We start from the raw sequence: 23,910 nt of genomic DNA on the forward strand, positions 1-23,910 counted from the left end.
TGTGCATTTGTGCGTGTATTATACTTTCAGGAACTTGCGGACCGACATGAAGCTGCCCCATATACCGATGAAGACCCCCATCGCAAACAGGATGCCTGTTACGATATAGAGGAACGGGACAGGCGCAAGGATCTGGATCATCTCTCCCCGGAGCCGCGGTTCCGCATAGTCATAGAATTCTAGATAGCCGAATATAACGGCCAGAATCGGGACGATGGATCCGAGAATCCCCATCCAGATCCCTTCAAGAACAAATGGGATTCTGACAAAGCTATTCGTAGCCCCGACAAGCTTCATGATTCCGATTTCAGTCTTTCTCGCCACGATAGTGATGCGGATCGTATTGGAAATGAGGAACATGGCAGTGAAGAGAAGCGCGAGGATCAGGATCAGGCCCGCATTTCTTCCGAAGTTCAGGAAGTCAAATAGTTTTTCAATCTTCCCTTCCCCGTAGACCACCTCATAGGTGTTCGGATACTCATCAATCGTCTGTGCGACTTTCACCGTCTGCTGCGGGTCTGTCGCCTTCACGTAAAAGGCTTCACGGAGCGGATTGCTCTGTTCATAGAGCTTCAGGTCCTCACCAAAGTCCTGGACCATCCTTTCCAGTTCCTGATCACGTGTCGAATAGATGACTTCTTCTACGCCCGGGGTCTCTCTGATCTGTTCCTCAAGAGCGGTTGTCGATGCTTCATCTGCCGCGAGCTCAACATAGACTTTCATTTCAACGTCATGTTCGAGGTCGTCTGCAATTTTGTTCAGGTTCAGCATAATAGCCAGGAACACGCCTACAAGAAGCAGCGTGACCGTAACTGCACTGACAGATGCAAAGGTCATCCATCCGTTCCGGCCGAGTGTTTTGAAGCTTTCACGGAAGTGGCGGCGGAGTGTCCTAAATTTCATAGCCGTAGACTCCTTCCGCTTCATCCCGAACAATCAGCCCGCCCTCGATGGCGATGACTCTGTGTCTGATGCGGTTGACGATGTTTTTGTTATGGGTTGCCATGACGATTGTCGTTCCGAGCTGTTCATTGATGTCTCCGAACACATTCATGATGCCCCATGAACTCTCCGGGTCCAGGTTGCCTGTCGGCTCATCCGCGATGACTACCTTTGGGCGGTTGACGATCGAGCGTGCAATGGATACCCGTTGTTGCTCGCCCCCTGACAGTTCTGTCGGGAGCATCCGGGCTTTTGACTTCAGCCCTACCAGATCGAGCACTTCCGTAACGCGGTCGCGTATTGAATCGGATGGTGCCTCGATGACTTCCATCGCGAATGCGACATTTTCATACACTGTCAGTTTGGGGAGTAATTTAAAGTCCTGGAAAACAACACCGATTTTTCTCCGGACGAACGGGACCTCCCTGTTTTTAAGTGTGGCCAGGTTGGTCCCGTCGACTACTATTTCTCCTGAAGTCGGTTTTTCCTCACGATACATCATTTTGATGAATGTCGATTTTCCTGCACCGCTAGGCCCGACGACATAAACAAACTCACCAGGCGCGATTTTGACATTTAGTCCGTTTGCAGCTACGACACCATTCGCATATTTCTTATAAACGTCTTTCATTTTAATCATAAAAAAATATCACCTAACACCCTATTACATGGGCAAAAATTTTCCGGCACGCTCATTATAACACTATAAATCTCGTGTTTTATTACAAGTATATTTCATTTTGACTACAGAAATCGTTGATATTGCTGGATTCTTGTAGATTGGCAAGGAAAGAGAGGGGCATTTGGAGGATTGTGTCAAAGTCGGAGTTTTTATAAAAGAATACACAATAGGCAATAATAAAATTTATGACCATTAAAAAGACCGTTCCCCCGGGTTTGGCCGGGAAAACGGCAGCATGATTATTTCTTTTCGGAAAGCCATTGCACGACCGCATCCAGCTCTTCGCCCTCAACGAGTCCGCCAGGCATGGCGCCTTTACCATTTGCGACGATATCATGAATCTCATCTTTCGACAGGCGGGAGCCGACATCATTCAGTGCAGGGAAATTGCCCTGGCCTTCAAGGTTTTCCCCATGGCAGGAAATGCACTTCTGCTGGACGACCTTTTCAGGATCCACACCGGCTGCGTTCTCACCTGCAGACTCTTCTGTGGCTGTGTTGTCATTGCCTTTCTCGGCCTCATCCTCGGCTGTATCATTTCCACCGCCGCAGGCACCCAGAATGAGTGCGGAGCCGAACAGCATTGCCAAGAGTTTCTTTTTCATTCTCTGATCCCTCCAGTTTCGACATGTGTTCCCCATTAGTATACCAAACCGTCCTGATTTCAAACATGAAACGCTGGGTCAGCTGGGGCTTTCGTGACAAAGGGATGAATTCAGAGGAAATAATTGTATTTTTATAAATCAGACCGGCTGACAGCAATACAAAGATTTGTGCGGAAATCAGCCCATAAGCACACGATAGACCTATGCAAAACAGACGGGAGCGGCATCCATGAGGTGCCGTTCCCGTCTGTCTGTTTACTTATTGCCTGCCATCTCAGGAAATCCTGGATCGCAGGTAGGCGTTGATAAACAGGTCAATGTCGCCGTCCATGACGTTCTGGACGCTGCCTGTTTCCGTATCTGTCCTATGATCTTTCACCATCGAGTACGGGTGGAATACATAGGAGCGGATTTGGCTTCCCCATCCGATTTCTTTTTGTTCACCGCGGATTTCGAGGAGTTCTTTTTCCTGTTCCTCGATTTTCAGCTGATAAAGTTTAGCCTTCAGGAGTTTCATCGCCTGTTCGCGGTTTTTAATCTGGGAGCGCTCGGACTGGCAGGTGACAACCGTATTGGTCGGTAGGTGTGTAATCCGGACCGCGGAATCGGTTGTGTTGACGTGCTGCCCGCCTGCGCCGCTCGAACGGTATGTGTCAATCTTGAGATCTTCCGATCGGATGTCGAGCTCGATTTCGTTGTCAAACTCCGGCATCACTTCACACGAAACAAATGAAGTATGACGGCGGCCCGACGAGTCGAACGGCGAGATCCGGACAAGCCGGTGCACGCCTTTCTCGGCTTTCAGATAGCCGTAGGCGTTATGGCCCTTGATGCTGATTGTGACCGATTTGACGCCCGCTTCATCCCCGCCGAGGTAGTCAAGCGTCTCCACCTTATAGCCGCGCTTCTCACCCCAGCGGGTGTACATGCGGAGGAGCATCGAGGCCCAATCCTGGGACTCCGTGCCGCCCGCACCTGCATGAAGCTCGAGAATGGCATTGTTTTTGTCGTACTCCTCGCTCAATAGCATCCCAAGTTCGAATGACTCCAGATCTTCACTGAAGGATTGGAGTTCATCCGAAAGTTCCGCGTGGAGATCCGGGTCGTCTTCCTCCCGGAGCAGTTCCAGAGTCATCTCAAGGTTTTCCTGGGTGTCTTCTAGACGGCGATACTCGTTCACGACGTCCTTCAGGCCATTCGCCTCGGAGATGACTTTCTGGGCTTCATCCTGATTGTCCCAGAAACCCGGTTCGAGCATGCGCTCGTCAAGTTCCTGAATCCTTGCCTCTTTGTTTTCTAAGTCAAAGAGACCCCCTGAAGCCCGCCAGTTTCCCGGCTGTAGTATCGAGCTGATTTCTTGCGTCTGCAAGTTCCATCATCATGAATTCCTCCTAAATATGTCGCACTGTACACAGATCATGCGTAACGGCGGTCAGCCGTCCGGGCCATCATGCCGTGGTGCCGTGACAATTCTTGAACTTCTTGCCGCTGCCGCAAGGGCATGGATCGTTTCTTCCAACGATCACTTTTTTGCGGATCGGCTTTTTCTTCACTTCGCCGCCACCCTCTTTGGGATTGACAGCTTCTCCCTTGGCGACTTCCTCGCGCTGCAGGTTCTGGCGGATTTCCGCCTTCATCGCATACTTGGCAACATCGTCACGGATTGCATCGACCATCTCTTCGAACATCCGGAACCCTTCGTTCTGGTATTCGCGAAGCGGATCGTTCTGGCCGTAAGCCCGGAGATGGATCCCCTGGCGAAGCTGATCCATCGCGTCGATGTGGTCGATCCACTTGCTGTCGATGGACCGGAGCAGGACGACTTTCTCAAATTCCCGCATCCGATCCGGAGTCATTTCCGCTTCCTTTTCGTCATAGCGCTTCCCGACCTCTTCCTTCACCAACTCAATGATGTCGGTCTGCGTTTTGCCTTCCAGTTCGGAAACGGTCAGTACGCCTTCCGGAAGCAGGTTGGCTGCAAGATAATCTTCCAGGCCTTTCAGGTTCCAGTTTCCGCTGTTCTCTTCCGCTGTATACACGGGGATCATGCGCTGGATCACATCATCAATCATCGACTCTACGAGTTCTCGCATATTGTCGGTCTCGAGCACGTCATTACGCTCTTTGTAGATGATCTCGCGCTGCTGGCGCAAAACATCGTCATACTGAAGCAGGCGCTTCCGCGCGTCGAAGTTATTGCCCTCTACCCGTTTCTGGGCAGATTCAACCGCTCGTGAAACCATCTTCGACTGGATCGGCTGGTTATCATCCATGCCGAGCCGGGACATCATGTTCTTCATGTTGTCGGAACCGAAGCGGCGCATCAGGTCATCTTCCAGGGACAGATAGAACTGCGTGATACCCGGATCTCCCTGACGGCCGGAACGCCCGCGGAGCTGATTGTCGATCCGTCTGGATTCATGCCGTTCCGTACCGATGACGGCAAGGCCACCTGCATCGCGGACGCCTTCACCGAGCTTGATGTCGGTCCCGCGGCCCGCCATGTTCGTGGCAATCGTGACTGCGCCCCGCTTACCGGCTTCCGTGATGATTTCGGCTTCCCGCTCGTGGTTTTTCGCGTTCAGCACATTATGCGGAATACCGTATTTGCGGAGATAGGCGGAGATAATCTCCGATGTCTCGATCGCAACGGTGCCGACCAGGACCGGCTGGCCCTTTTCGTGTCGCTGCTTGATCTCTTCCGCGACCGCTTTATATTTCCCCTCGGTCGTAGCGTAGATCAGATCAGGCCGGTCGTCACGGACAATCGGCTTGTTTGTCGGGATGACAATGACGTTCATGTTGTAGATATTCCGAAGTTCCTCTTCTTCGGTTTTGGCCGTACCGGTCATCCCGGACAGTTTGTCATACATCCGGAACAAGTTCTGGAACGTGATTGTCGCCATTGTCATGGACTCATTTTGGATTTCGAGTGCTTCCTTTGCCTCGATTGCCTGGTGCAGCCCGTCGCTGTAGCGGCGGCCCTTCATCAGACGTCCGGTGAACGAGTCGACGATAACGACCTTGCCATCTTCAACAACATAGTCGACATCTTTGTGCATGCTCGCATGCGCCTTGAGCGACTGGTTGATTGCATGGTTCAGCCGTACGTGGCTCAAGTCGAACAGGTTATCGATCTGGAACGCCTTCTCGGCCTTCTCGATCCCCGTCTCGGTGAGCGTGACACCCTTCGTCTGCTCATCATAGGAGTAGTCCTCATCTTTCTTGAGTGTCCGGACGAACGCATTCGTCTGGATATAGAGCCTCGCGTTTTTCTCGGCCTGGCCGGAGATGATCAGCGGGGTTCTCGCCTCATCGATCAGGATGGAGTCGACTTCGTCAATGACCGCGTAATGGAGCGGCCGCTGGACGCGCTCTTCTTTATAGAGCACCATGTTATCGCGCAGGTAGTCGAAGCCCAGTTCGTTATTCGTGCTGTACGTGACATCTGCCTGGTAGGCCTCCCGCTTCTCATCCTTATCCATGCTGTTCAGGTTCAGGCCGACTGTAAGGCCGAGGAATTCATAGATCTGACCCATCTCGGATGCGTCACGGCTTGCGAGGTATTCGTTTACCGTCACGACGTGGACACCCTTGCCTTCCAATGCGTTCAGGTAGACGGCCATTGTCGAAGTGAGGGTCTTCCCTTCACCGGTCTTCATTTCTGCGATATTCCCGTCATGCAGTGCAGCGGCTCCCATGATCTGGACGCGGAACGGGAACATGCCGGCTACCCGCCGTGCAGCCTCTCGGACAACGGCGAACGCTTCCGGCTGGATCTTATCAAGCGACTCGCCTGCAGCGATCCTGCTTCTGAATTCTAATGTCTTTGACTGAAGTTCGGCATCTGACAGCAGTTCCATTTCTGTAGCATGGGATTCAACAGCATCAGCAATCTTTTCAAGTTTCTTGACATCCCGTTTATTCGGGTCGAACATTTTATTTAAAACGCCTAGCATGTCGTCACTTCCTAACTAGTCTCAAAGTCCATTTTAACACCCGCCATGCACCCGTTGCAAACTTCCTAAAGCGGTATGGCCGCTTGGCAGGAGTCGAAATTTGAAAGATTCCGAAGTCTGTTGTGATGTTATGCCCTATGCGGCAATGTTTTTGGTCCGCTCCGAAATCCATCATCCGGCAGCAGGACGAAAAAAAGCCCGCCGGAAAGGGGCGGGCCTTGGAATGGAGGGCAGGTTATTCAACCTCGGTTTCAATGAGGCCGTATTTCCCGTCCTTTCGTTTATACACGATGTTCGTTCCATTCGATTCGGCATCGGTGAAAATGTAGAAAGAGTGTCCCAGCATGTTCATCTGGAGGATGGCCTCTTCCTGGTCCATCGGCTTCAGACTGAACTGTTTGGTGCGCACGACATTAAATTCGTTATCGCTTTCCTCCTGGGCAGCCGCCGTCTCGTTCTCTTCAGTCACGGCTGCGAAATAGGACGCCACACCTTCCCGCTCACGGAATTTGCGGTTCACCCTTGTCTTGTACTTCCGGATCTGGCGTTCGAGCTTTTCATTAATCAGATCGATTGCCGCATACATATCGGAGTTCCGTTCTTCCGCCCGGAGGGTCAGGTTCTTCATCGGGATCGTTACTTCGACCTTTGTCTGTCGGTCGTTGTACACCTTCAGGTTGACATGTGCCGTTGCGTTCACCTCATCCGTGAAGTAACGCTCGAGTTTTTGGATTTTTTTCTCCGTATACTCGCGGATGGCAGGCGTGACCTCGATGTTTTCCCCGCGGATATTGAAATTCAGCATATGAACTCCTCCTTTGTCAGGCTATATATGTTCTATTCTTCATCTTCCCTCGATATCCCTCTAAAAAACAAAGCCGGACTTGTCGAATTCGTGATATTCATGCGCGAATCAGCGTCAGAGCGGCGACCGAGCGGGCCCCGGAATTTTTCAGCACATGGGCTGCATGATGCAATGTCGTCCCGGTCGTGTACAAGTCATCGACAAGTACATAGTCGGCCTGCCGGACTTCTGCATTTTCTGCCAGGCAAAATAGCGGTTCTGACGCCCTCCTTTCCTCACGGCCCATTTTGCCCAGGTTACGGGCCGTCGTCTTTTCGAGAAGCGGGACAAACGGGATGCCGGCGAATGCAAGCATTTCCTCGACCTGTGGAAATGTACGCTCAGAAAGACGCTCCGGATGCATCGGCACCGGTACCGCCTTGCGCCTCTTCAGGATAGGGGCCTGCCGGATTGCATCCGAAAAAACGCCGGCCAGTGCCGCATCTTTCAAGAATTTATACTGACGGAGGTAGTTTTTCATCGCATCGTTATAAACATAAAGCGAAACAGCGGCATCCAGCGCTCCCTCATACGGCGTCCCGTCCCAGTCTCCAAGAAGGGGCGATCCCTCAGCAGGAACAAAACCTTCTTCACACCGCGGACAAAGGCGGCTCTTCCCCCGATCGGTGAACAGCCCCTTCCATGTCGGCGGCCGGGAAACCGGGCTGTCACAAAGCAGGCATTCCAAATGTCTTCCTCCCTTCCAAGTTCAGCCGGCGAATTTCGCGGACTGCCGCATCCATCTCGGGTGTGATGCCGTGATGGAACAGGATAACCTCCCCGTCCGGATGTTCCGGTGACCTGCCTGCCCGCCCGCTGATCTGGATGATGGCCGAGCGGTCAAATACTGTTTTTTCCGAGCCGACCACGGCAATCTGGAGCCGTGGAATCGTAATTCCCCTTTCCAGGATGGTCGTCGTCAGAAGCCCGGGAACCCGGCCCTCTCGAAGGGCCATGACGAGACTCCGTCTTTCAGGATGAGATGCATGCACCGCGCCGATCCCGGCATCAAGACTTGAGAAAAGCGGCAGACATTGCTCCATGAGCGGAATGGAAGGAAAGAAAATGAGGAAAGGCTCTTCCTTTCTCAGCCGCTCCAAAGTCCAGGTTTTCAGCCGCTCCGGTATTTTCCCCTCAGATATCTTCTTCCGGTAACCGAAAAGCGGGGCCGCGCGGGGCACCGGAAGCGGATGGCCGTGGAACCGCACCGGGATCACCGATCTGCGGCCCTCCCTGCCAATCTCCGACAGGATTGAAGGCGAAGGGGTTGCTGTGACGACAGCCAGCACCCCGTCGGATTTCAATGCCTTTCTGACCGCCAGCCGCAGAGTCCTGTCGAACGAATAGGGAAATGCATCGGCCTCGTCGACAATTACGGCATCAAACGCTTCCCTGAACCGGAAAAGCTGATGCGTGGTGGCGATGACCAGTCCGGCAAGACCATCCCCATGACCCGAACCCCCGTACAGTCCGTGGATGACTGTTTCGCCGATCGCCTTCTCGAATCTCGGCAGGAGTTCCAGAACCACATCAGTTCGCGGTGTCGCGATGCAAACCCGCTTCCCCTCCGACAACAGGCGGTGGACCGGTCCGAAGAGAATCTCAGTCTTCCCGGCACCGCAGACAGCGTGAAGCAGGTGCGTCCTGCGCGCCAGCAGGCTCTCTTCCAGTTCTCCCGCCGCCCTCTCCTGCAGAGGGGTGAGCCGGCCCTTCCATGCCAAGACCGCATTCCCTGCCGGCGGGAGGTCGGGTCCGCTCCAATAGAGCAGTTCATCGCACTGGGCGACGCGCCCCATGTTCAGGCAATGACGGCAATACCTGCAGATCTTTCCGCACTTTCTGCAGTTGAATGCGTGAAAGTGACGGGCATCTTCAGACAGGCACCGGTTACAGCGGGAGGCGGTCCCGCCATGCCATTTCCGTACTGTTGTGATGCCCGGAACGGTCCCGATCAGCCCGTCCCTGATCAGCCCGTCCACCGCCTCTTGGCCAAATGGCAAGAGTTCCCGAAGCCAGATCCGGCCCTGAAGAAATTCCTGCAATTCACTCTGAATGCCTATGCACCTCCCCCTTTTTTGGACAGAATTTTCTGAACAAAAAATTTACAAAAAATGACCGCCGGAAACGGTCACTTCTTCACCCAGCCGAGCCCCATCGCCCCTTCCCCGAGATGGGTGCCGATTACAGGTCCGAAATGGCTGATCGTAATATCAACATCAGGAAACTTCCCGCTCAGTTCCGCTCTCCATGCTTCCGCGTCTTCCCTTCGGTTTGCATGGATAATGGCTGCTTCCAGCGGACCTTCCTCAGTGTCCCGCGCCAGCAGGTCTGCAATGCGGTTCATGGCTTTTTTCCGGGTACGGATCTTCTCGAACGGAACGATCACCCTGTCCTCGAAGTGCAGCAGCGGCTTTACCTGCAACAATCCGCCGATCAGCGCCTGCGCTCCGGACAGACGGCCGCCGCGCTGCAGATGGGACAGGTCATCCACCATGAAATATGCACTGAGGTTTTTCTTCATCCGATTCAGTTCCGCCATGATTGACTCCGGTGAAGCACCTTCGATTGCCATTCCTGCCGCTCTCGTTACGTAAAACCCCTGCGGCATGCAGGCAATCTCAGAGTCAAACACGCGGACATCCAAATCGTCCACCAAATCTCCGGCCTGGACCGCGGAATTGAATGTACCGCTTATGCCGCTTGAAAGCGTGACGACGACAACTGCATCAAATCCTTCTTCTCTAAGGCTCTCAAAGCACTTTGTGAACTTTCCGATCGGAGGCTGTGAGGTTTTGGGGAGTTCTCCCTCTTTGACAAGATCATAGAACCGATCTGTTTCGAGGTCGACTTCTTCCTCATAGGTTTTCCCGTCAATGGTGACGCTGAGCGGAACCATCCGGATGCCCAGCCGGTCCCGCTCCGGTCCGGGCAGATAAGCGGTGCTGTCGGTCACGATGGCCGTTTTCATACTATCTACCTCCGTTGTCCTCATTCTACTAAATCCTGATGGAAAACGGAATCAATATAAAGCCCGGGCGGATATCCGCCCGGGCTTCAGGATTCAGCTACCCGGCATATTGCCGACGTAATAGACTTCCTTTACTTTCCATTCTCCATCCTGCTTTGTGAGCACGGTAACCTGCCGTCCTTTTTCGGTTACGGACTCACCAGTCTCCTTATCAACGAGTGTCGTCTCGAGGTTTGCAAACAGTTGCGCTTCCGATTCTTCGTAGGAGACGACCGTCATGTCCGACGGTGTCCGCTCAACCTTGTCAAACTGGGCGGACATCTGTTCGAAAGCAGCCCGCTCCTGTTCCGGGTCGTAGGCGTCTTCGCCCGTCGCGAGGACTTCCAGATAGCCGTCTATGTCTCCGCTGTTGAATGTATCGATGTATCGGTCAAACGTATCAAGGATGGCATTTTTCTCTTCCTCGGGAACGCCGGACGCTTCCTCGATCGAGCCGTCGTCCGTCATTTCAAAGCCGATCGCCCCGTCCTCCGTTCCGTGTCCGATGGCCGATTGTTTCCCGGCCGGCGCATTTCCTTCATCAGTGGAATTGGTATTTCCTTCATCGCTTCCGCCGCAGCCTGCCATCAGCAGAAGAGCTGCAGCCGGAGCCAGTAGCCATTTCATTTTTTTCATGTCGATTCCCTCCTCGGATAGTTTGGCACAGGAACGGATTCCGATGCAACGGATTAACTATCCGATACCTTGACGAAGCGGTGAACAAAAAGGTTCGGCAGTGGTGTTTCCATTTATTTGCAGAAAAAAGCCCGGACAAGGCCGGGCAATCTTTTAAATCGGTCAGCGAACTTCCACCCATCCGTTTTTGATGGCTGTCACGACAGCCTGGGTCCGGTCGTTGACGTTCATTTTCTGCAAGATGCTGGAGACATGGTTTTTGACTGTTTTCTCGGAGATGTAGAGAGATTCTCCAATCGCACGGTTGCTTTGACCGTCTGTCAATAACTGGAGCACTTCGCATTCCCGTTTTGTGAGCAAGTGGTACGGACGGCGGATTTCCGCCTGATGGAACGAGCCGAGATGCTCCTTTGCACTGAGCCGACGGAATTCGGCCACCAGGTTCTTAGTAACTTTCGGGTGGAGATACGAGCCGCCTGCCGCCACCACTTTGATGGCCTGGACAATTGCATCCGCGTCCATTTCTTTCAGCATGTAGCCGAGCGCGCCTGTCTTCATCGCATGGGTTACATATGATTCGTCGTCGTGGATCGAGAGGATGATGATCTTTGCTTCCGGATGGGCGGCCATCAGCTCTCCGGTCGCTTCGATCCCGCTTTTGCCAGGCATATTGATGTCCATCAGGACGACATCCGGATGGTGCTGCTCATACAGTCGGATGACTTCGTCCCCGTCGGAGCCTTCCGCCACTACATTGAATGTTTCTTCAAAGTCCAGGATTCGCTTCACGCCTTCGCGGAAGAGCTGGTGATCGTCGATAATAATGATGTTCGTCAACCTGATTTCCCCCCTGCGTCTTTATCTGTTGCATGCTGATCGTGCGGAAGGGTCAGGAGAACTTCGGTCCCGTTCCCTTCCTCTGTCCTGATTTCAAATTCGCCTTTCAGCAGTGCGACACGCTCTGTCATCCCCTGCAGACCGAAAGAAGAATCGCCGGTCTTTGAGGGATCGAAGCCGCGCCCATCGTCAGTGACCGATGCCCGGATCCAGTTTTCACAAATCTCAATCCGGATATCGATCACAGTTGCTCCGCTGTGCTTGATGGCATTTGTGACGGCCTCCTGTACCAGACGGAAAACCGCAACTTCGGTTCCCTGCGGAATCCGGGCCACGACACCTTTTGATTCGAACGTGAAACGGATATCCGGATGGTATTCCTGGATCTTTTCCACATACTTGCTGAGTGCGGGCACAAGCCCGAAATCATCAAGCACCATCGGCCGGAGATCGTAGATGATCCGCCGAATTTCGGACAGCGTGCTCCTGGCGAGTTCTTTCGTGAAACCGAGCTGGGCCAGCCCGGCATCCATGCCCTTGTCGTTAAATACACGCTCGACAAGTCCAAGCTGCATCACGAGATTCGCCATCATCTGGGCAGGACCGTCATGAATTTCCCGGGAAAGGCGCTTCCGCTCTTCCTCCTGGGCCTCAAGCACTTTCATGCTGAAGTGTTTGCGCATCTTGGCCGACTCGAGTGCCGGGCCGACATCCTTCAGATCGGAGGTGAGATACTTGGTCACGACGTTTACATGGCCGGCCAGATGATCTGCCCGTGCCATCGAGTCCTCGTATGTCCGGATCCGGTTTTGGAGATGTAGCTTCAGATCATTCAACTGGCGGATCTTCGTGCTGTTCAGCATGAACTCCAGCTGTACTTCATGTGCGGAGTCATAGGCCTCACGCACTTCATCCTTCGTGTAATCAGAGAAATGGACCGAGACGTGCTGAAGTTTCTCCCTGGCCGCAAAGGAAGCTGCCGACAATTTCTCCCCTTCGGTTATTGCCCGGGAAATTTCTTCTTCTGTCCGTCTCAGATCCTCCCGCAGTTCTTCAATCTGGCGGCGGCTTTCCTCATTAATGATGAAAATATCGCTTTTGGACTGGTCAAGCGACCGGACCATCGAGCTGAAAATGGCATCAAGTGCATGTATGTCTACTTTATCTACAGGCATTTCTTCTATCCCCTCATCGTCCGGAACCGGTAATTTCCGGCATTTGAGTTTAGACTGTGTATATTATAGCATTACAGCGATTGAAATATATTAAAATTACATTACAGCAAGGAGGCTGATGGCATGAGAGACGACTACCGCACCGTGAAAGCCAACGGCGAGAGCGAAATCACCATCAAAAAGTCCCGTTTCATCGGCCATGTTGCGCGTGCCGAAACGGAAGATGAAGCGATGGCGTTCGTCGCAAAAATTAAGCAGGCCCACCATTCTGCCACTCACAACTGCTCCGCCTATCTGATCGGCGAACATGACCAGATCCAGAAAGCCAATGATGACGGCGAACCGAGTGGCACAGCTGGTGTTCCCATGCTTGAAGTACTAAAAAAGCAGAACCTGAAGGACACCGTTGTCGTTGTGACGCGTTATTTCGGCGGCATCAAACTGGGTGGTGGCGGACTGATCCGGGCATACGGCAGTGCAGTCTCCGATGTGCTGAACAACACGGGAATTGTCGAACGGAGGCTCCACCACCTCATGAAAGTGACAATCGACTACACATGGCTCGGTAAAGTCGAAAATGAGCTGCATATGTCGCCTTACCCCCTGGACCGGCTGGATTATGCCGAAGCGGTCTCGGCTTTTGTCTATGTGCCTGCCGCAGAAGAAAACAAATTTCGCGACTGGATCGCCAATCTGACAAACGGCCAGGCAGTTGTCGAAATGGAGCACAAAGAATTTCTCGAGTTCGACGCATAAAGCACTAACCGTTTTACGTAAGGTTATAGGAGTAGTATAATATAGGGGATTGGCAATTTTACCAGAGTGTTAACTTATATAATAAGTACATGCACCCTGGCTTTCCCGGAGGAAAATAAATGAAAAGAAAAGAATACAGAAAAAGAAAGCATGCTTCGAAGAAAAAAACAATTTATAAAATAATCGGCATGCTCACTGTAACTGTTTTGCTTCTCGCCGGCTCCTATACTGTTCATCTTTACAAAAAAGCACAACATGCCGCCGATAATGCATATCATGCCCGGGATGGCTCGGCTCTACGGGAAGAAAAGATCGAGCCTTATAAGGACAATGTTTCCATATTGTTCATCGGTGTTGACGATAGCGAATCACGAAACGATTCGAACAGCCGGTCAGACGCATTGATGCTGGCCACTTTAAACAATGACGACAAGAGTATCAAACTTTTGAGTATTCCAAGGGACTCACTTGTATACATTCCTGAAGTTGGCTACCAGGATAAAATCACTCATGCACATGCCTTTGGCGGTGTGGATGCTTCTATCGAAACGGTTGAGGAATTACTTGATATTCCTGTTGACTACTTCGTCAAGATGAATTTCAATGCTTTTATTGATGTAGTTGACGCTCTTGGCGGAATTACAGTGGATGTTCCTTATGAACGCATAGAATTGGATGAGAACGACAAAAAAACTATTCACCTTAAACCGGGTCTGCAAAATCTTGATGGACGCCACGCGCTTGCTTTGGCAAGAACCCGAAAAGCAGACAGCGATATCGAAAGAGGTAAGCGTCAGCAGGTTATCCTTAAATCAATGATCGAAAAAGCAGGTTCCGTTTCATCCGTAGGAAAATACGGAGAGGTGATCGACGCCTTGGGCAATAACATGACTACAGATTTATCATTTGATGATATGAAAGCGATGATTGCCTACTTGAATAATGGATCGCCCCTGATTGAGACCTATACACTTCAAGGGTATGATGATAGTTCAACTGGAGTATATTATTGGAGAATTGATGAAGAGAATCTTCAGAGCCTTTCTTCCGATTTGCGGAGCCATCTCGAATTAGAAACACCCCTCGGCATGAGCGAGTAATTTTAGACTTGATCCATGCTTAACTGCATTAAATGACCCCGAGTTGCGGACATTGCAAAAATGTCCCGGCTCGGTTTTTTTATCGTTAAATACCAGACACAAAGACTCAAGTCCCTTTTGCGAAACGAACTCTCTGACGTTGAAAAATGATTATAACATCGGCTTATCGTCCAGATTGGCGCATCCGGAGACCTTCTCAACAGGCGATACACAGGCGAACTCAGTTTATCATTATAGAATTCAGAGACCGGCAAAGCCTCCTGCCTTTATCCAAAAAAAAAAAACTCCGGCAATTAACCGGAGTTATCTGTTCGCCCAATAGGCCGAATATTATATTCGATGTGTAGACCCACATGTTGCGGCTGTTGCCATCTCTTATTTATTTCCTTTGCCTGACCAAGCCCAGTATAGGACGATAATTTCTGCCGGCCAAACCTAAGACTTCAACAATGAGTTCCATTGCCAAGAGTATGATGACCGTGATTACCAAAGCCCCCCATACCGTTGCCTGGGAGAATAAAATGGCTGCGCCTCCAAGCAATATCGATCCGACATAGATCAAAAGCACAGATTGTCGATGTGAGAACCCGGTGTTGATCAGGCAATGGTGGAGATGCAGCATATCCGGTGCTGATATCGGCTGCTTATTTTTCACTCTGCGAATGATAGCGAAAAGTGTATCGAGAATGGGAATTCCGAGAATCAGAATCGGAATGACCAACGAGATGATTGTTACATTTTTAAATCCAAGCAATGCCAATACTGAAATCATAAATCCTAAGAACAGTGAACCGGAATCCCCCATAAAGATCTTGGCAGGATAGAAATTATAAAACAAAAAACCGGCACAAGATACAGCTAACAAAACTGACATCACGATAACAAATGAATCCTGCATAATGACGGCCATAACTGCCAATGTACAGGAAGCGATCATTGAAACACCGGCGGCCAAACCATCAAGCCCGTCAATAAGATTAATGGCATTTGTAATTCCGATAATCCAGACAATCGTCAGCGGGATACTCAAATAACCAAAATCCAACTGCCCGCCAAAAGGCAGATTAATGAATTCGATATGAAGTCCGCCAAATACAACAACAACGCCGGCTGCTATGAATTGAAAGAAAAGCTTAGCTTTTGCCGTGATATCGAGCAGGTCATCCATTACACCTGCAATGGTAATAATGAGCGCACCAATCAGTATTGGCATGAGATCCTCATTATTTGGTCTTGCTACAATCAGACCTGTCAAAAAGGCAGCGACAATCGCAAGTCCTCCAAGTCTGGGAATGTTTCGTGTATTGATTCTTCTATAATTCGGTTTATCGATAGCTCCCAGGTAAATTGCCAACCGTTTAACTAGCGGAGTGTAAAGCAATACCGCGATCAGCGTTACCAGTACTGCTATTATCATTTTTACCTGCCTCCCGCGAATCGCTATAACATTCAAATTAATTATACCACGTTCTTTGAAATGTTAACCCATTGTTAACTCGGTGTAAATAGACGATTGAGCAAGCGAAAAGTTTCATTTACCGTTTCGATTTAGCAAATCGGGGGAAATATCATGGTAACTACATCGTCAAGGAGGCATTTCGGATGGGACAAGACAATCAAGAGTTCATCAACAAAGCGAAAGATTCCCTTGAAGAACTGGCCGGCAAGACAAAGGAGATTTTTGGTGACGTGAAAAATCGCAACGAAGCGCGGATGGAGGGTAACCCAAGTCAGGACGATAATAACGACTGGAGCAACCGGGACCGGAAACATGCAGCCGGGGAATTCGAATTCCAGACCCGCAACCAATACCAGAACGGCGCCCAGCTTGATGCCGTTCCTGATTTCGGCAACAAGTCTGCCGGTGGGGACTCCCGCTATACGGAACAGGAGCCGGTCACAGACTTCACGGAACTGGGAGTCGCAGGAGGAGAGGCTGCAGTTGAAGACGCTGTTGAAGGCAGCCGCGCCGACTACGGGACAGAAGCGGTTTATGGTGACCCGACAGGGCGTTATGACGGCAATGAGGCGAACATGCTAGGTGATGCGGAGCGCCGGAAACGATATGACGAACAGGATTCGCTCGACAATTACCTTGATGAAGCAGAAGGACCGGAACATCCAGGGCACTGATACTGATCATTAAAAAGGATCCCGCAAGCAGACATCTGCTTGCGGGATCCTTTTTGATTATGGCTTACTTGATACCATTAAGGTCGGTAATGATGGTCACATCCGGATGGCCTAACAATGCAGTGATCGGATACTCAGTGGTCTCCTCGCCTTTTACGAGCTGTTCCAGGGCAAATCGTTTCTTTTCCCCGAAGGCGATCAAAATGATCTTCTTGGCCGAAAGGATCGAGGCAATTCCCATCGTCAGCGCAGTTTCAGGAATTGCGGACCGGTCTTCGAAATACTGGCTGTTTACACCAAGGGTCGATTCCGCAAGTTGTGTCACATGCGTATTCGACGTGAAGGGCGTCCCGGGTTCATTAAATGCGATGTGGCCGTTTTCCCCGACACCCAAGAACTGCAGATCGATGCCTGCATCACGGAGGCGGGCCTCATATTCCTCGCATTCTTCTTTAAGATTGTCAGCGGTACCGTCCGGAATATTCGTCTCCATGAACGGCTTCTTGCTGAACAGATGATGGTTCATGAACCAGGCATAACTGTTCGGATTATCCGCACCCAGACCGACATATTCGTCCAGGTTGAACGAAGTGACACCCGAGAAGTCAAGATCCGAATCGGCCCATGCCGCATAAATCGGTTCCATCGTGCTGCCTGTCGCCAGGCCGAGTACTTCCAGACCGCCTGCCAATTCCTCCCGCATGCGTTCAAGTACGACGTCTGCGCCTTCTTTTTTGTCCGCCACTTTCACATACCGAATGTTATTTGCCAACTATTTCACGTCCTTTTTTTATGGTTCATGCCTGTTAAGCCGCTATTGAAGCTTTCCTGTGTTTGCTGCCCGCTCAACTGCTTCGGTCACAGCGACGTGCACGTTCGGGTCGAGCGGATGCGGTACAAGATCTCCCTCGCGGGTGCTGTCCACAATCGCCTGTGCAGCTGCGATCAGCATCGGATAAGTGATTTCCTTTGTCCGGGCATTGAGTGCGCCTCTAAAGATGCCAGGGAATCCGAGCACGTTATTCACGAGGCGGCCATCCGCCGCGAATGCCGCCCCTGCCGCAAGCGCATCATCCGGTTTGATTTCCGGATGGGGATTGGACAGTGCCAGGATGATCTGGCCTTCCCTGACCTGCTCTTTCTTGATCAGGCCCTGTACGCCTGTGGTAGCGACGACGATATCACTTTTCTCCATGATTTCATCCACAGAGGATACGACGGTCCCGCCGCTTTTTTCAAGCCGGTCCTTCGCATCATCGCTCAGGTCACTGCCGTACATTTCCTCCACGCCATAGGCCATCAGCATCCGGCAGATGGCAAGCCCCGCTGCACCCAGTCCGATCTGGCCGACCTTCGCCTTTGCCAGGTCGACTCCCGCTGTCCGGCAAGCGGACAGGATGGCCGCAAGCGTCACGACGGCCGTACCGTGCTGATCGTCATGCATGACCGGGATATCGAGCTCTGCCTTCAGCCGATCTTCGATTTCAAAGCAGTGCGGCGATCCGATATCTTCCAGAAGGATTCCGCCGTACCCTTTATGGATATGCTTGATTGTCTCGACAACTTCGTCCGGATCGCTCGTATCCAAAAGGATCGGGACACCGCTGATGCCGACAAACTGATCGAACAGGACGGCCTTACCTTCCATGACCGGCATACCGGCAACCGGTCCGATATCACCGAGGCCGAGAATTGCCGTACCATCCGTCACGATGGCGACGCTGTTGCCGATGCTTGTGAAGTAGTTGGCCTGCTCGGGATCCTTCTCAATCGCCTTGCAGACGTTTGCCACTCCTGGCGTGTAGACACGTCGCAGGTCACCGAGAGAACGGATTTCCCTTCTGCTGCCCATGTGGATCTTCCCACCTTCATGCGCCTTCAGCACATCGTCCGATACGGCATGGATCGTGATGCCTCCGCCAAGCTGGCTGATTTTTTCGACGACGCGCTCGATGTGTGCTTCGTCTTCAAACTGGACAGAAATGTCCCGGATTGTTGAATGGGTTCCAATTTTCAGTGTTTCAATGTCTCCTAGATCTGCCTGTTCAGATCCGATCACAGAGACGACTTTTGCGAAATTCCCCGGCACTTGCGGAATTTCAACGATGAGATTTCTGATGATGCTATATTCCATTGATGAGTTTCCCTCCTGCTGTCAACAGTGCCTACTCATTTTACTATTGTGTTTACGTAACGTAAACTGGAAACCATTCCTCTCTGATTAACCCCGTTCCCTGTCTTCCCAGCATTCAGCGCCTTTGAGACCAGATATGGTTGATGCATGAAAGTCAGGATTCATGCCTCGCCGTCTCTGTACGATGAAGTCTTCCAGCACGCTATAGGCCACTTTTCCGAGGAGTAGAATGGCAACCAGGTTAATGATGGCCATCGTCCCCATAAAGAGGTCTGCCATGTTCCAGACCAGCTGGACCTGTGTCAGCGAGCCGAACATCACCATTGCCAGGACACCGATTTCCCTTCCCGACAATCCATTCAAGCACTTCCTGAAACATGTGCGTTCCCCTCTCACTATGTATTGATATTCCAAGCCAAACGGCCCGCTTTCTGTAAATGAAAAGATGCCGGCTGCCTGTTCTGCAGCCGCCATCTCCCCTATCTGTTTATAGGAAACGCTCCCGGTGGCGGTCATCAATCCGGTCACGGGTCACATTGGACTCGTAGTGATCGATGGCCGGCTCCACTTCCTCTCCGAACGGCGCAGGTCCAAGGTTCGGGTCGGCACCCGGGGACGGCACCCCGCCATCATAATAGTTTTCATCAACCATTTCGGCCGGAATCCTGCCTTCCGAGGCAGCGTTGCTTCTGCTGCGGTTCAACTGTTCTTCCTTGAACTCCCTGGCATCCGGCCCGATGCTGACGGAACCCTCATCAGGCGCACGGTCCACTGCCGGGGAATTCACGCTGCCGTCCTCAACTCCGATGACCTCGCTGTCCCCGTTATCCGGGTTACGGAACGTATCATAGACATCCCGGTCCCCTCCGGTTACTGCGACCCCATCTTCAGCCTGTGCTTCCCCGATACGGCCGTCTTCTTCAAGCCGGCCATTTCTGATTGCCTCTTCACGGTCCTCCGCATTGTAGAAGCCGCGCTGTTCGGACGGATGCAGGTTATCTTCCAGCAACGCATCTGAAGGCATCGTCGCACTCGTCAGATCCCCATCCAGCTCCGGCGACGGCGGGTCGGTACGCCCTGTTTCCATAAAAGGCCCGGCTGCTTCCGGCAATCCGGAATAATGCGCGTCTTCCATTGGACGCTCGTTTTGTTTCGGATCGTATTCTCGGTTCATATCGTTTCCCTCCTGTCGGGTCGTACCTTAAAAGTACCCGATATCAGGAATTCCAAAACGAGGAAACATACAAAACGCCCGACCGGCTCTCGCACGGTCGGGCTCACAATTACTTATGGTGATTTATATTTCCGGCTTTCGTCATACAATCAAGGTTTACCCGGCTTATCCGGTTTACCCGGCTTATCCGGTTTACCTGGCTTATCTGGTTTACCCGGCTTATCCGGCTTTCCGTTTCCAGGTGTTTCACCTTTTGCCGGCTTGCGCTCGATTGTGACGGTCTCAGTGGTTTCGTGTCCGCCAAGGTCAACGACTTTGAATGTGTAGTCGAACTTGCCTTCAACAAGCGGCACATCCACTTCGATTGTCTGATCGAAGATCTTGCTGCCGTAAGGTTCGCTCAGCTCATTTGCAAATACTTCGCTGTCGTTTACATAGAGCCGGATCTCATCGAAGCGATCCTTCACCTGTACCTCTACGGTGACAAATTCTTCTTCTGTCTTTTTAGGAAGCTTCGACTTGATGGAAAGTTCGGCAGCTGCCGCATCGACGAAGAATCTGCGGGCGATGGACATCTCATTGCCGTGTTCATCTGTCGCGCCCACTTTCACCGTCTGGAAACCGTCTTCCAGTGTGATCGTGTGGGAGAAGTTTGTGCCGTCGAATTCAGATACCGCTTCCCCGTTCACTGTAACAGAAGCGATTGAGGATTCATCTTCCACATAGCCGCTTACCGTGACTTTATTTGTATCGTAAACGGAGAAGTTGGTCGGCTCATCGATATAGATGACCGGCGGGTTCTGTTCTGCCGGTTTCACAGAAATATCGTACTCAGTAACGTTCTTTGCAGCGTCATAGACACGCGCTTTCAGCTCATCATCCTCATCCGCTGCAATTTCGAATGTGGTTTCGGTGACCGGCAGTGTTTTGACTGTCTTTCCGTTCAGGATGACTTCCCAGACATCCGCGCCTGTTCCCTCATCGGAGAAGCCGCCTGCAGTGACGACATCGGTTTCCGGGTTGTATGAGAATTCGGCTTCAGGAGCCACCGTATCCACCTTCACAGGGAACTTGATCGACTGCCATTCAGCATCTTCAAAGTCGATGACTGCCTTGAGTTCGATGAAGTACTGGCCGTCTTCCGCAGGCTTGCCGTTGATCTTGCCGTCCCATGCATAGTTCATGCTGTACGTATACGGCAAGGCGGTCGCGGAAGCGATATAGTGTTTGCGGAGATCCACAGCCGTCCGGATCGTGCGTACTTTCTTGCCTTCCGCATCAAGGACATTCACTTCCATCTGCTTGGCATTCCGGAACAGTGAGTAGACTGGTGTCACCTTGTCACGGAGACCGTCACCGTTCGGGGAGAAGCCGAAACGGTCTGTATCCCAGTTTCCGCCGCCTTTGATCAAGTAGCCCTGTTCATCCGCAAGGGCAGTGGAACCCCAGTACGTACGCTCGTCCCATGCAAAGTAATCGAAGATCGGAGCGTCATCCCAGCCGCCATTAAAGCCGAAGAACGGCACGGAAAGCGGGACATTGCCCGTGATCTCTTCATTCGGATCCTCCAAGAAGACGAAGCCGTCCACGAAGTAGCCGTTCGTGAAGACCGTCTTCAGATCGTCGACATCCGAAAGGTCGATCGAGACTTCGATGGTTGCTGTGCCGCCGGCCGGAACCGTTACGGTTTCAGGCGCATCAATGTCGACGTGATCGGTCAGTACCATAGAACCAAGGAGGTTGGAAGCCGTAACGAGGACGCCTGCATTTGCGTACTGGTCCGCCTGGACTGCAGTGGACACATTGTACGTCTTCTCCTCGTCAGAGAAGTTTTCCGCTGTCAGTGACAGTTTGACCGTATTGTTCTTGATTTCCTTCAGCGCCACTTTGGCTTCGTCTGTTGCCGAGTCAGTGACCACAACATCCGTATGGAGCGCGTTGGCCAGCTGCATCAGGCCTGAGCCCTGACGGCGTGGAGAAACATAGTCGCCGTTTTCTTCATCAAATACGACCGGCTTGGCCGTGTTCATGAGGAGTTTCTTGGCGAACTTAGAGCGCTCGCGGCCTGTGAGACCGAATTCTTCATCGACCCGTTCAAACATGAGCGCTGCTCCGCCTGCTACGTGAGGCGCCGCCATCGACGTCCCGCTCATGATGCCGTACTGGTTGTTCTCCAGTGTCGAGAAGATGTTGCCGCCCGGGGCGGTGATTTCCGGCTTGAAGTCCAGGTTCGGAGTCGGACCCCAAGATGTGAAGTCGCTCATCTGTCCTGCATTGGCGTTTGGAGTATTGACATACTCACCGTCGAATGTGACCGTGACGGTCTCGCCCGCCTTGGCCGCATCCGACATTGCCTTCCCGTCGCTCTGGAGGATCGACATGTACGGAATCCGGATGGCCGGATCGGATGCCATGTTGATCGTGCCAGCTGTGTTGTTATAAATGATGACCCCTGCAGCACCGGCTGCCTGTGCATTCAATCCTTTCTCAACGAATGGAAGATCGCCACGAGAGATCAGGGCATATTTGCCCGTCATGTCTTTTCCTTCGAAGTCTTTTGGATGGCCGAAGCCGGCATCCACGATTTCAAACGCCTTCTGTTCTTGAGCCACTGGATCGACGTCGTTGGCAAGAAGATAGCCGCTCCGCTGCTCTTCACCGCCGCCGATTGTGTAGCCGAAGCTCATCGTACGGACCATGTCATTCTCAAAGGATGCCACACCAAGCGAATCCTTCGAGACGCTCGGGGACCCGGTCACGCCGTAATCCTGGTTTTCCGTATAATTATAGAAGGTACCATCTCCGTAGAGAGCGGAGTTTCCTGCAGAGATGGAAACCAGAATACCATTATCGACAGCGCGGGAAACCGCCTGCTGTTCAGGGCTTGTCTCATCCACATAACCCGCCGTCGAACCAAGGCTCAGGTTCAGGACGTCAGCGCCAAGCTGGATGGCGTCATCCATTGCCTTGACGTACACATCCCCATAAGTGGACGGATAAAGCGGGTCGTTCCCGAACACTTTCAGCGCGAGGATCTGGGCTTCCGGTGCGACCCCTTTTACTCCACCGTTTTCTTCATCGCCGTTTGCCCCTACTGTGCCGGCTACGTGCATGCCGTGCATGGAAGCATCCGGTGCGATGTCGCCGATGATGTCGTTTTCATCCATATAGTTGTAGCCGAACGGAACTTTTGGCGTGTAGTATTTCCCGCCATGCAGGGTACCCGCAGCCAGTTCCTTCTGAACTTCGGCCTTTGTCAGTTCGCCAGTAGACGGATCGGTCAATACCATGTCCCGATGTTTCGGGTCCATCCCCGTATCGATGACCCCAACAATCATACCTTCACCCTTGAACCCGTACTCTTCCCAGAAGCGCTGGGCCTGTACGAGATCTTTGGACGAAATCATTTCCGGCTTCTCTGCCGGACGTTCATATTCGGCCGCTTCATAAACAGCCTTGACGCCGCTCACGGATGAAAGCGCCTTCACTTCTTTGGCTTTTACGTTGGCCGAGAATCCATTGAAGACGGTTGTGAAATGGTTTTTCACCTTCATGCTGGGCGCTTTGGCCTTCGCATTTTTCAGCACATTTTGCTGTGCAGTCTTCAGTTTCTGTTGAGTGGTTTCTTTCTGGAACTTGGAGAGATCCTTATACAGAATCCCTCTGTTCGTCGCTTCCTCAATCGCCGGCTTTTCGTTCAGCTCGACGATGACCCGCACCTCTGCTTCCGGCTTTTCCGGATCTGCCAGCCGCTCAGGCAGCTTCGGCGCAGGCTTTTCCAGCGCCAGTTTGCCCGAAGACGGCACATTGCCGGCCGACGGTATTGCCGCGAAGGCCGCCGTGCTGAATGAAAGGACGAACGCGAGTGCCAAAAGCAATGCCCGCTTCATCGTTTTCAAGCCAATTTCCCCCTTATAATTACATAA

At 52.1% G+C, this 23,910-nt stretch carries 21 protein-coding genes; 3 read left to right on the forward strand and 18 right to left on the reverse strand.

The genetic code is table 11. The features are described from left to right. Window positions 1–18: 18 nt before the first annotated feature. The 12 genes from ftsX to AV656_RS05925 form a co-directional block, all read right to left on the reverse strand. A complete protein-coding gene (gene ftsX / locus AV656_RS05870; RefSeq protein WP_063179796.1) occupies window positions 19–903 on the reverse strand; it encodes a permease-like cell division protein FtsX in 885 nt (294 codons plus the stop codon). Next, window positions 893–1,582 (reverse strand): cell division ATP-binding protein FtsE, encoded by a 690-nt coding sequence (gene ftsE / locus AV656_RS05875; RefSeq protein ID WP_063179798.1) that lies wholly within the window; start codon window positions 1,580–1,582, stop codon window positions 893–895. Before ftsE ends, ftsX begins: the two co-directional genes overlap by 11 nt. A gap of 281 nt (window positions 1,583–1,863) precedes the next feature. Continuing rightward, complete coding sequence (gene cccB, locus AV656_RS05880) at window positions 1,864–2,229, reverse strand: cytochrome c551 (RefSeq protein WP_063179800.1); 366 nt, start codon at window positions 2,227–2,229, stop codon at window positions 1,864–1,866. 274 nt (window positions 2,230–2,503) lie between these two features. Then, window positions 2,504–3,605 (reverse strand): peptide chain release factor 2 gene (gene prfB, locus AV656_RS05885; protein WP_156484836.1). Its coding sequence is split into 2 segments (ribosomal slippage): window positions 2,504–3,532 and window positions 3,534–3,605, totalling 1,101 coding nucleotides; the frame shifts between segments, so codons are not numbered across the junction. Window positions 3,606–3,677: 72 nt separating this feature from the next. Continuing rightward, window positions 3,678–6,188, reverse strand: coding sequence for a preprotein translocase subunit SecA (secA, locus tag AV656_RS05890; RefSeq protein ID WP_063179802.1), 2,511 nt, complete (start codon window positions 6,186–6,188; stop codon window positions 3,678–3,680). Window positions 6,189–6,423: 235 nt separating this feature from the next. Further along, complete coding sequence (gene hpf, locus AV656_RS05895) at window positions 6,424–6,993, reverse strand: ribosome hibernation-promoting factor, HPF/YfiA family (protein WP_063179804.1); 570 nt, start codon at window positions 6,991–6,993, stop codon at window positions 6,424–6,426. 97 nt (window positions 6,994–7,090) lie between these two features. Further along, the gene (locus AV656_RS05900; RefSeq protein WP_063179806.1) at window positions 7,091–7,720 is read right to left on the reverse strand and encodes a ComF family protein; all 630 of its coding nucleotides are present in this window, start codon (window positions 7,718–7,720) and stop codon (window positions 7,091–7,093) included. After that, window positions 7,701–9,074: a DEAD/DEAH box helicase gene (locus AV656_RS05905; RefSeq protein ID WP_231877241.1), complete on the reverse strand. Its 1,374-nt coding sequence runs from the start codon at window positions 9,072–9,074 to the stop codon at window positions 7,701–7,703. The genes AV656_RS05900 and AV656_RS05905 overlap by 20 nt, the downstream gene beginning before the upstream one ends. A gap of 86 nt (window positions 9,075–9,160) precedes the next feature. Further along, window positions 9,161–10,000, reverse strand: coding sequence for a DegV family protein (locus tag AV656_RS05910; protein ID WP_063179810.1), 840 nt, complete (start codon window positions 9,998–10,000; stop codon window positions 9,161–9,163). Between the two features lie 93 nt (window positions 10,001–10,093). Beyond that, window positions 10,094–10,675, reverse strand: coding sequence for a YybH family protein (locus tag AV656_RS05915; RefSeq protein ID WP_063179812.1), 582 nt, complete (start codon window positions 10,673–10,675; stop codon window positions 10,094–10,096). Between the two features lie 162 nt (window positions 10,676–10,837). Continuing rightward, window positions 10,838–11,512, reverse strand: a complete 675-nt coding sequence (locus AV656_RS05920) for a response regulator (protein ID WP_063179814.1) — start codon at window positions 11,510–11,512, stop codon at window positions 10,838–10,840. After that, window positions 11,509–12,687 (reverse strand): sensor histidine kinase, encoded by a 1,179-nt coding sequence (locus AV656_RS05925; protein WP_063179816.1) that lies wholly within the window; start codon window positions 12,685–12,687, stop codon window positions 11,509–11,511. The genes AV656_RS05920 and AV656_RS05925 overlap by 4 nt, the downstream gene beginning before the upstream one ends. Window positions 12,688–12,810: 123 nt before the next feature. Between AV656_RS05925 and AV656_RS05930 the strand changes: the two genes are divergently transcribed. Both AV656_RS05930 and AV656_RS05935 read left to right on the forward strand, forming a co-directional pair. Continuing rightward, on the forward strand, window positions 12,811–13,443 hold the full coding sequence (locus tag AV656_RS05930; RefSeq protein WP_063179818.1) for a YigZ family protein: 633 nt from the start codon (window positions 12,811–12,813) through the stop codon (window positions 13,441–13,443). A 119-nt stretch (window positions 13,444–13,562) separates the two neighbouring features. Continuing rightward, window positions 13,563–14,543, forward strand: coding sequence for an LCP family protein (locus tag AV656_RS05935; RefSeq protein ID WP_063179820.1), 981 nt, complete (start codon window positions 13,563–13,565; stop codon window positions 14,541–14,543). A 379-nt stretch (window positions 14,544–14,922) separates the two neighbouring features. Here the strand turns inward: AV656_RS05935 and AV656_RS05940 are convergent, their stop codons facing one another. Further along, window positions 14,923–15,960 carry a glycosyltransferase family 4 protein gene (locus AV656_RS05940; protein ID WP_063179822.1) on the reverse strand — a complete coding sequence of 346 codons (1,038 nt, stop codon included), beginning with the start codon at window positions 15,958–15,960 and terminating at the stop codon, window positions 14,923–14,925. A 185-nt stretch (window positions 15,961–16,145) separates the two neighbouring features. On the opposite strand from AV656_RS05940, the gene AV656_RS05945 reads away from it, so the two are divergent. Further along, window positions 16,146–16,676 carry a hypothetical protein gene (locus AV656_RS05945; protein WP_063179824.1) on the forward strand — a complete coding sequence of 177 codons (531 nt, stop codon included), beginning with the start codon at window positions 16,146–16,148 and terminating at the stop codon, window positions 16,674–16,676. Window positions 16,677–16,740: 64 nt separating this feature from the next. Here the strand turns inward: AV656_RS05945 and AV656_RS05950 are convergent, their stop codons facing one another. From AV656_RS05950 to AV656_RS05970, 5 genes are all read right to left on the reverse strand, one after another. Further along, window positions 16,741–17,448 (reverse strand): glucosamine-6-phosphate deaminase, encoded by a 708-nt coding sequence (locus AV656_RS05950; RefSeq protein WP_082818626.1) that lies wholly within the window; start codon window positions 17,446–17,448, stop codon window positions 16,741–16,743. 42 nt (window positions 17,449–17,490) lie between these two features. Continuing rightward, complete coding sequence (locus tag AV656_RS05955; RefSeq protein ID WP_063179826.1) at window positions 17,491–18,810, reverse strand: NAD-dependent malic enzyme; 1,320 nt, start codon at window positions 18,808–18,810, stop codon at window positions 17,491–17,493. Window positions 18,811–18,897: 87 nt separating this feature from the next. Beyond that, window positions 18,898–19,164, reverse strand: coding sequence for an alanine:cation symporter family protein (locus tag AV656_RS16585; RefSeq protein WP_063179829.1), 267 nt, complete (start codon window positions 19,162–19,164; stop codon window positions 18,898–18,900). Window positions 19,165–19,297: 133 nt separating this feature from the next. Continuing rightward, complete coding sequence (locus AV656_RS05965; RefSeq protein WP_063179831.1) at window positions 19,298–19,984, reverse strand: hypothetical protein; 687 nt, start codon at window positions 19,982–19,984, stop codon at window positions 19,298–19,300. Between the two features lie 149 nt (window positions 19,985–20,133). Beyond that, window positions 20,134–23,874 (reverse strand): S8 family serine peptidase, encoded by a 3,741-nt coding sequence (locus tag AV656_RS05970; protein ID WP_231877267.1) that lies wholly within the window; start codon window positions 23,872–23,874, stop codon window positions 20,134–20,136. Window positions 23,875–23,910 lie beyond the last annotated feature (36 nt).

Origin of the sequence: Bhargavaea cecembensis, assembly GCF_001619585.1 — a bacterium.
GTDB classification, from domain to species: domain Bacteria; phylum Bacillota; class Bacilli; order Bacillales_A; family Planococcaceae; genus Bhargavaea; species Bhargavaea cecembensis_A.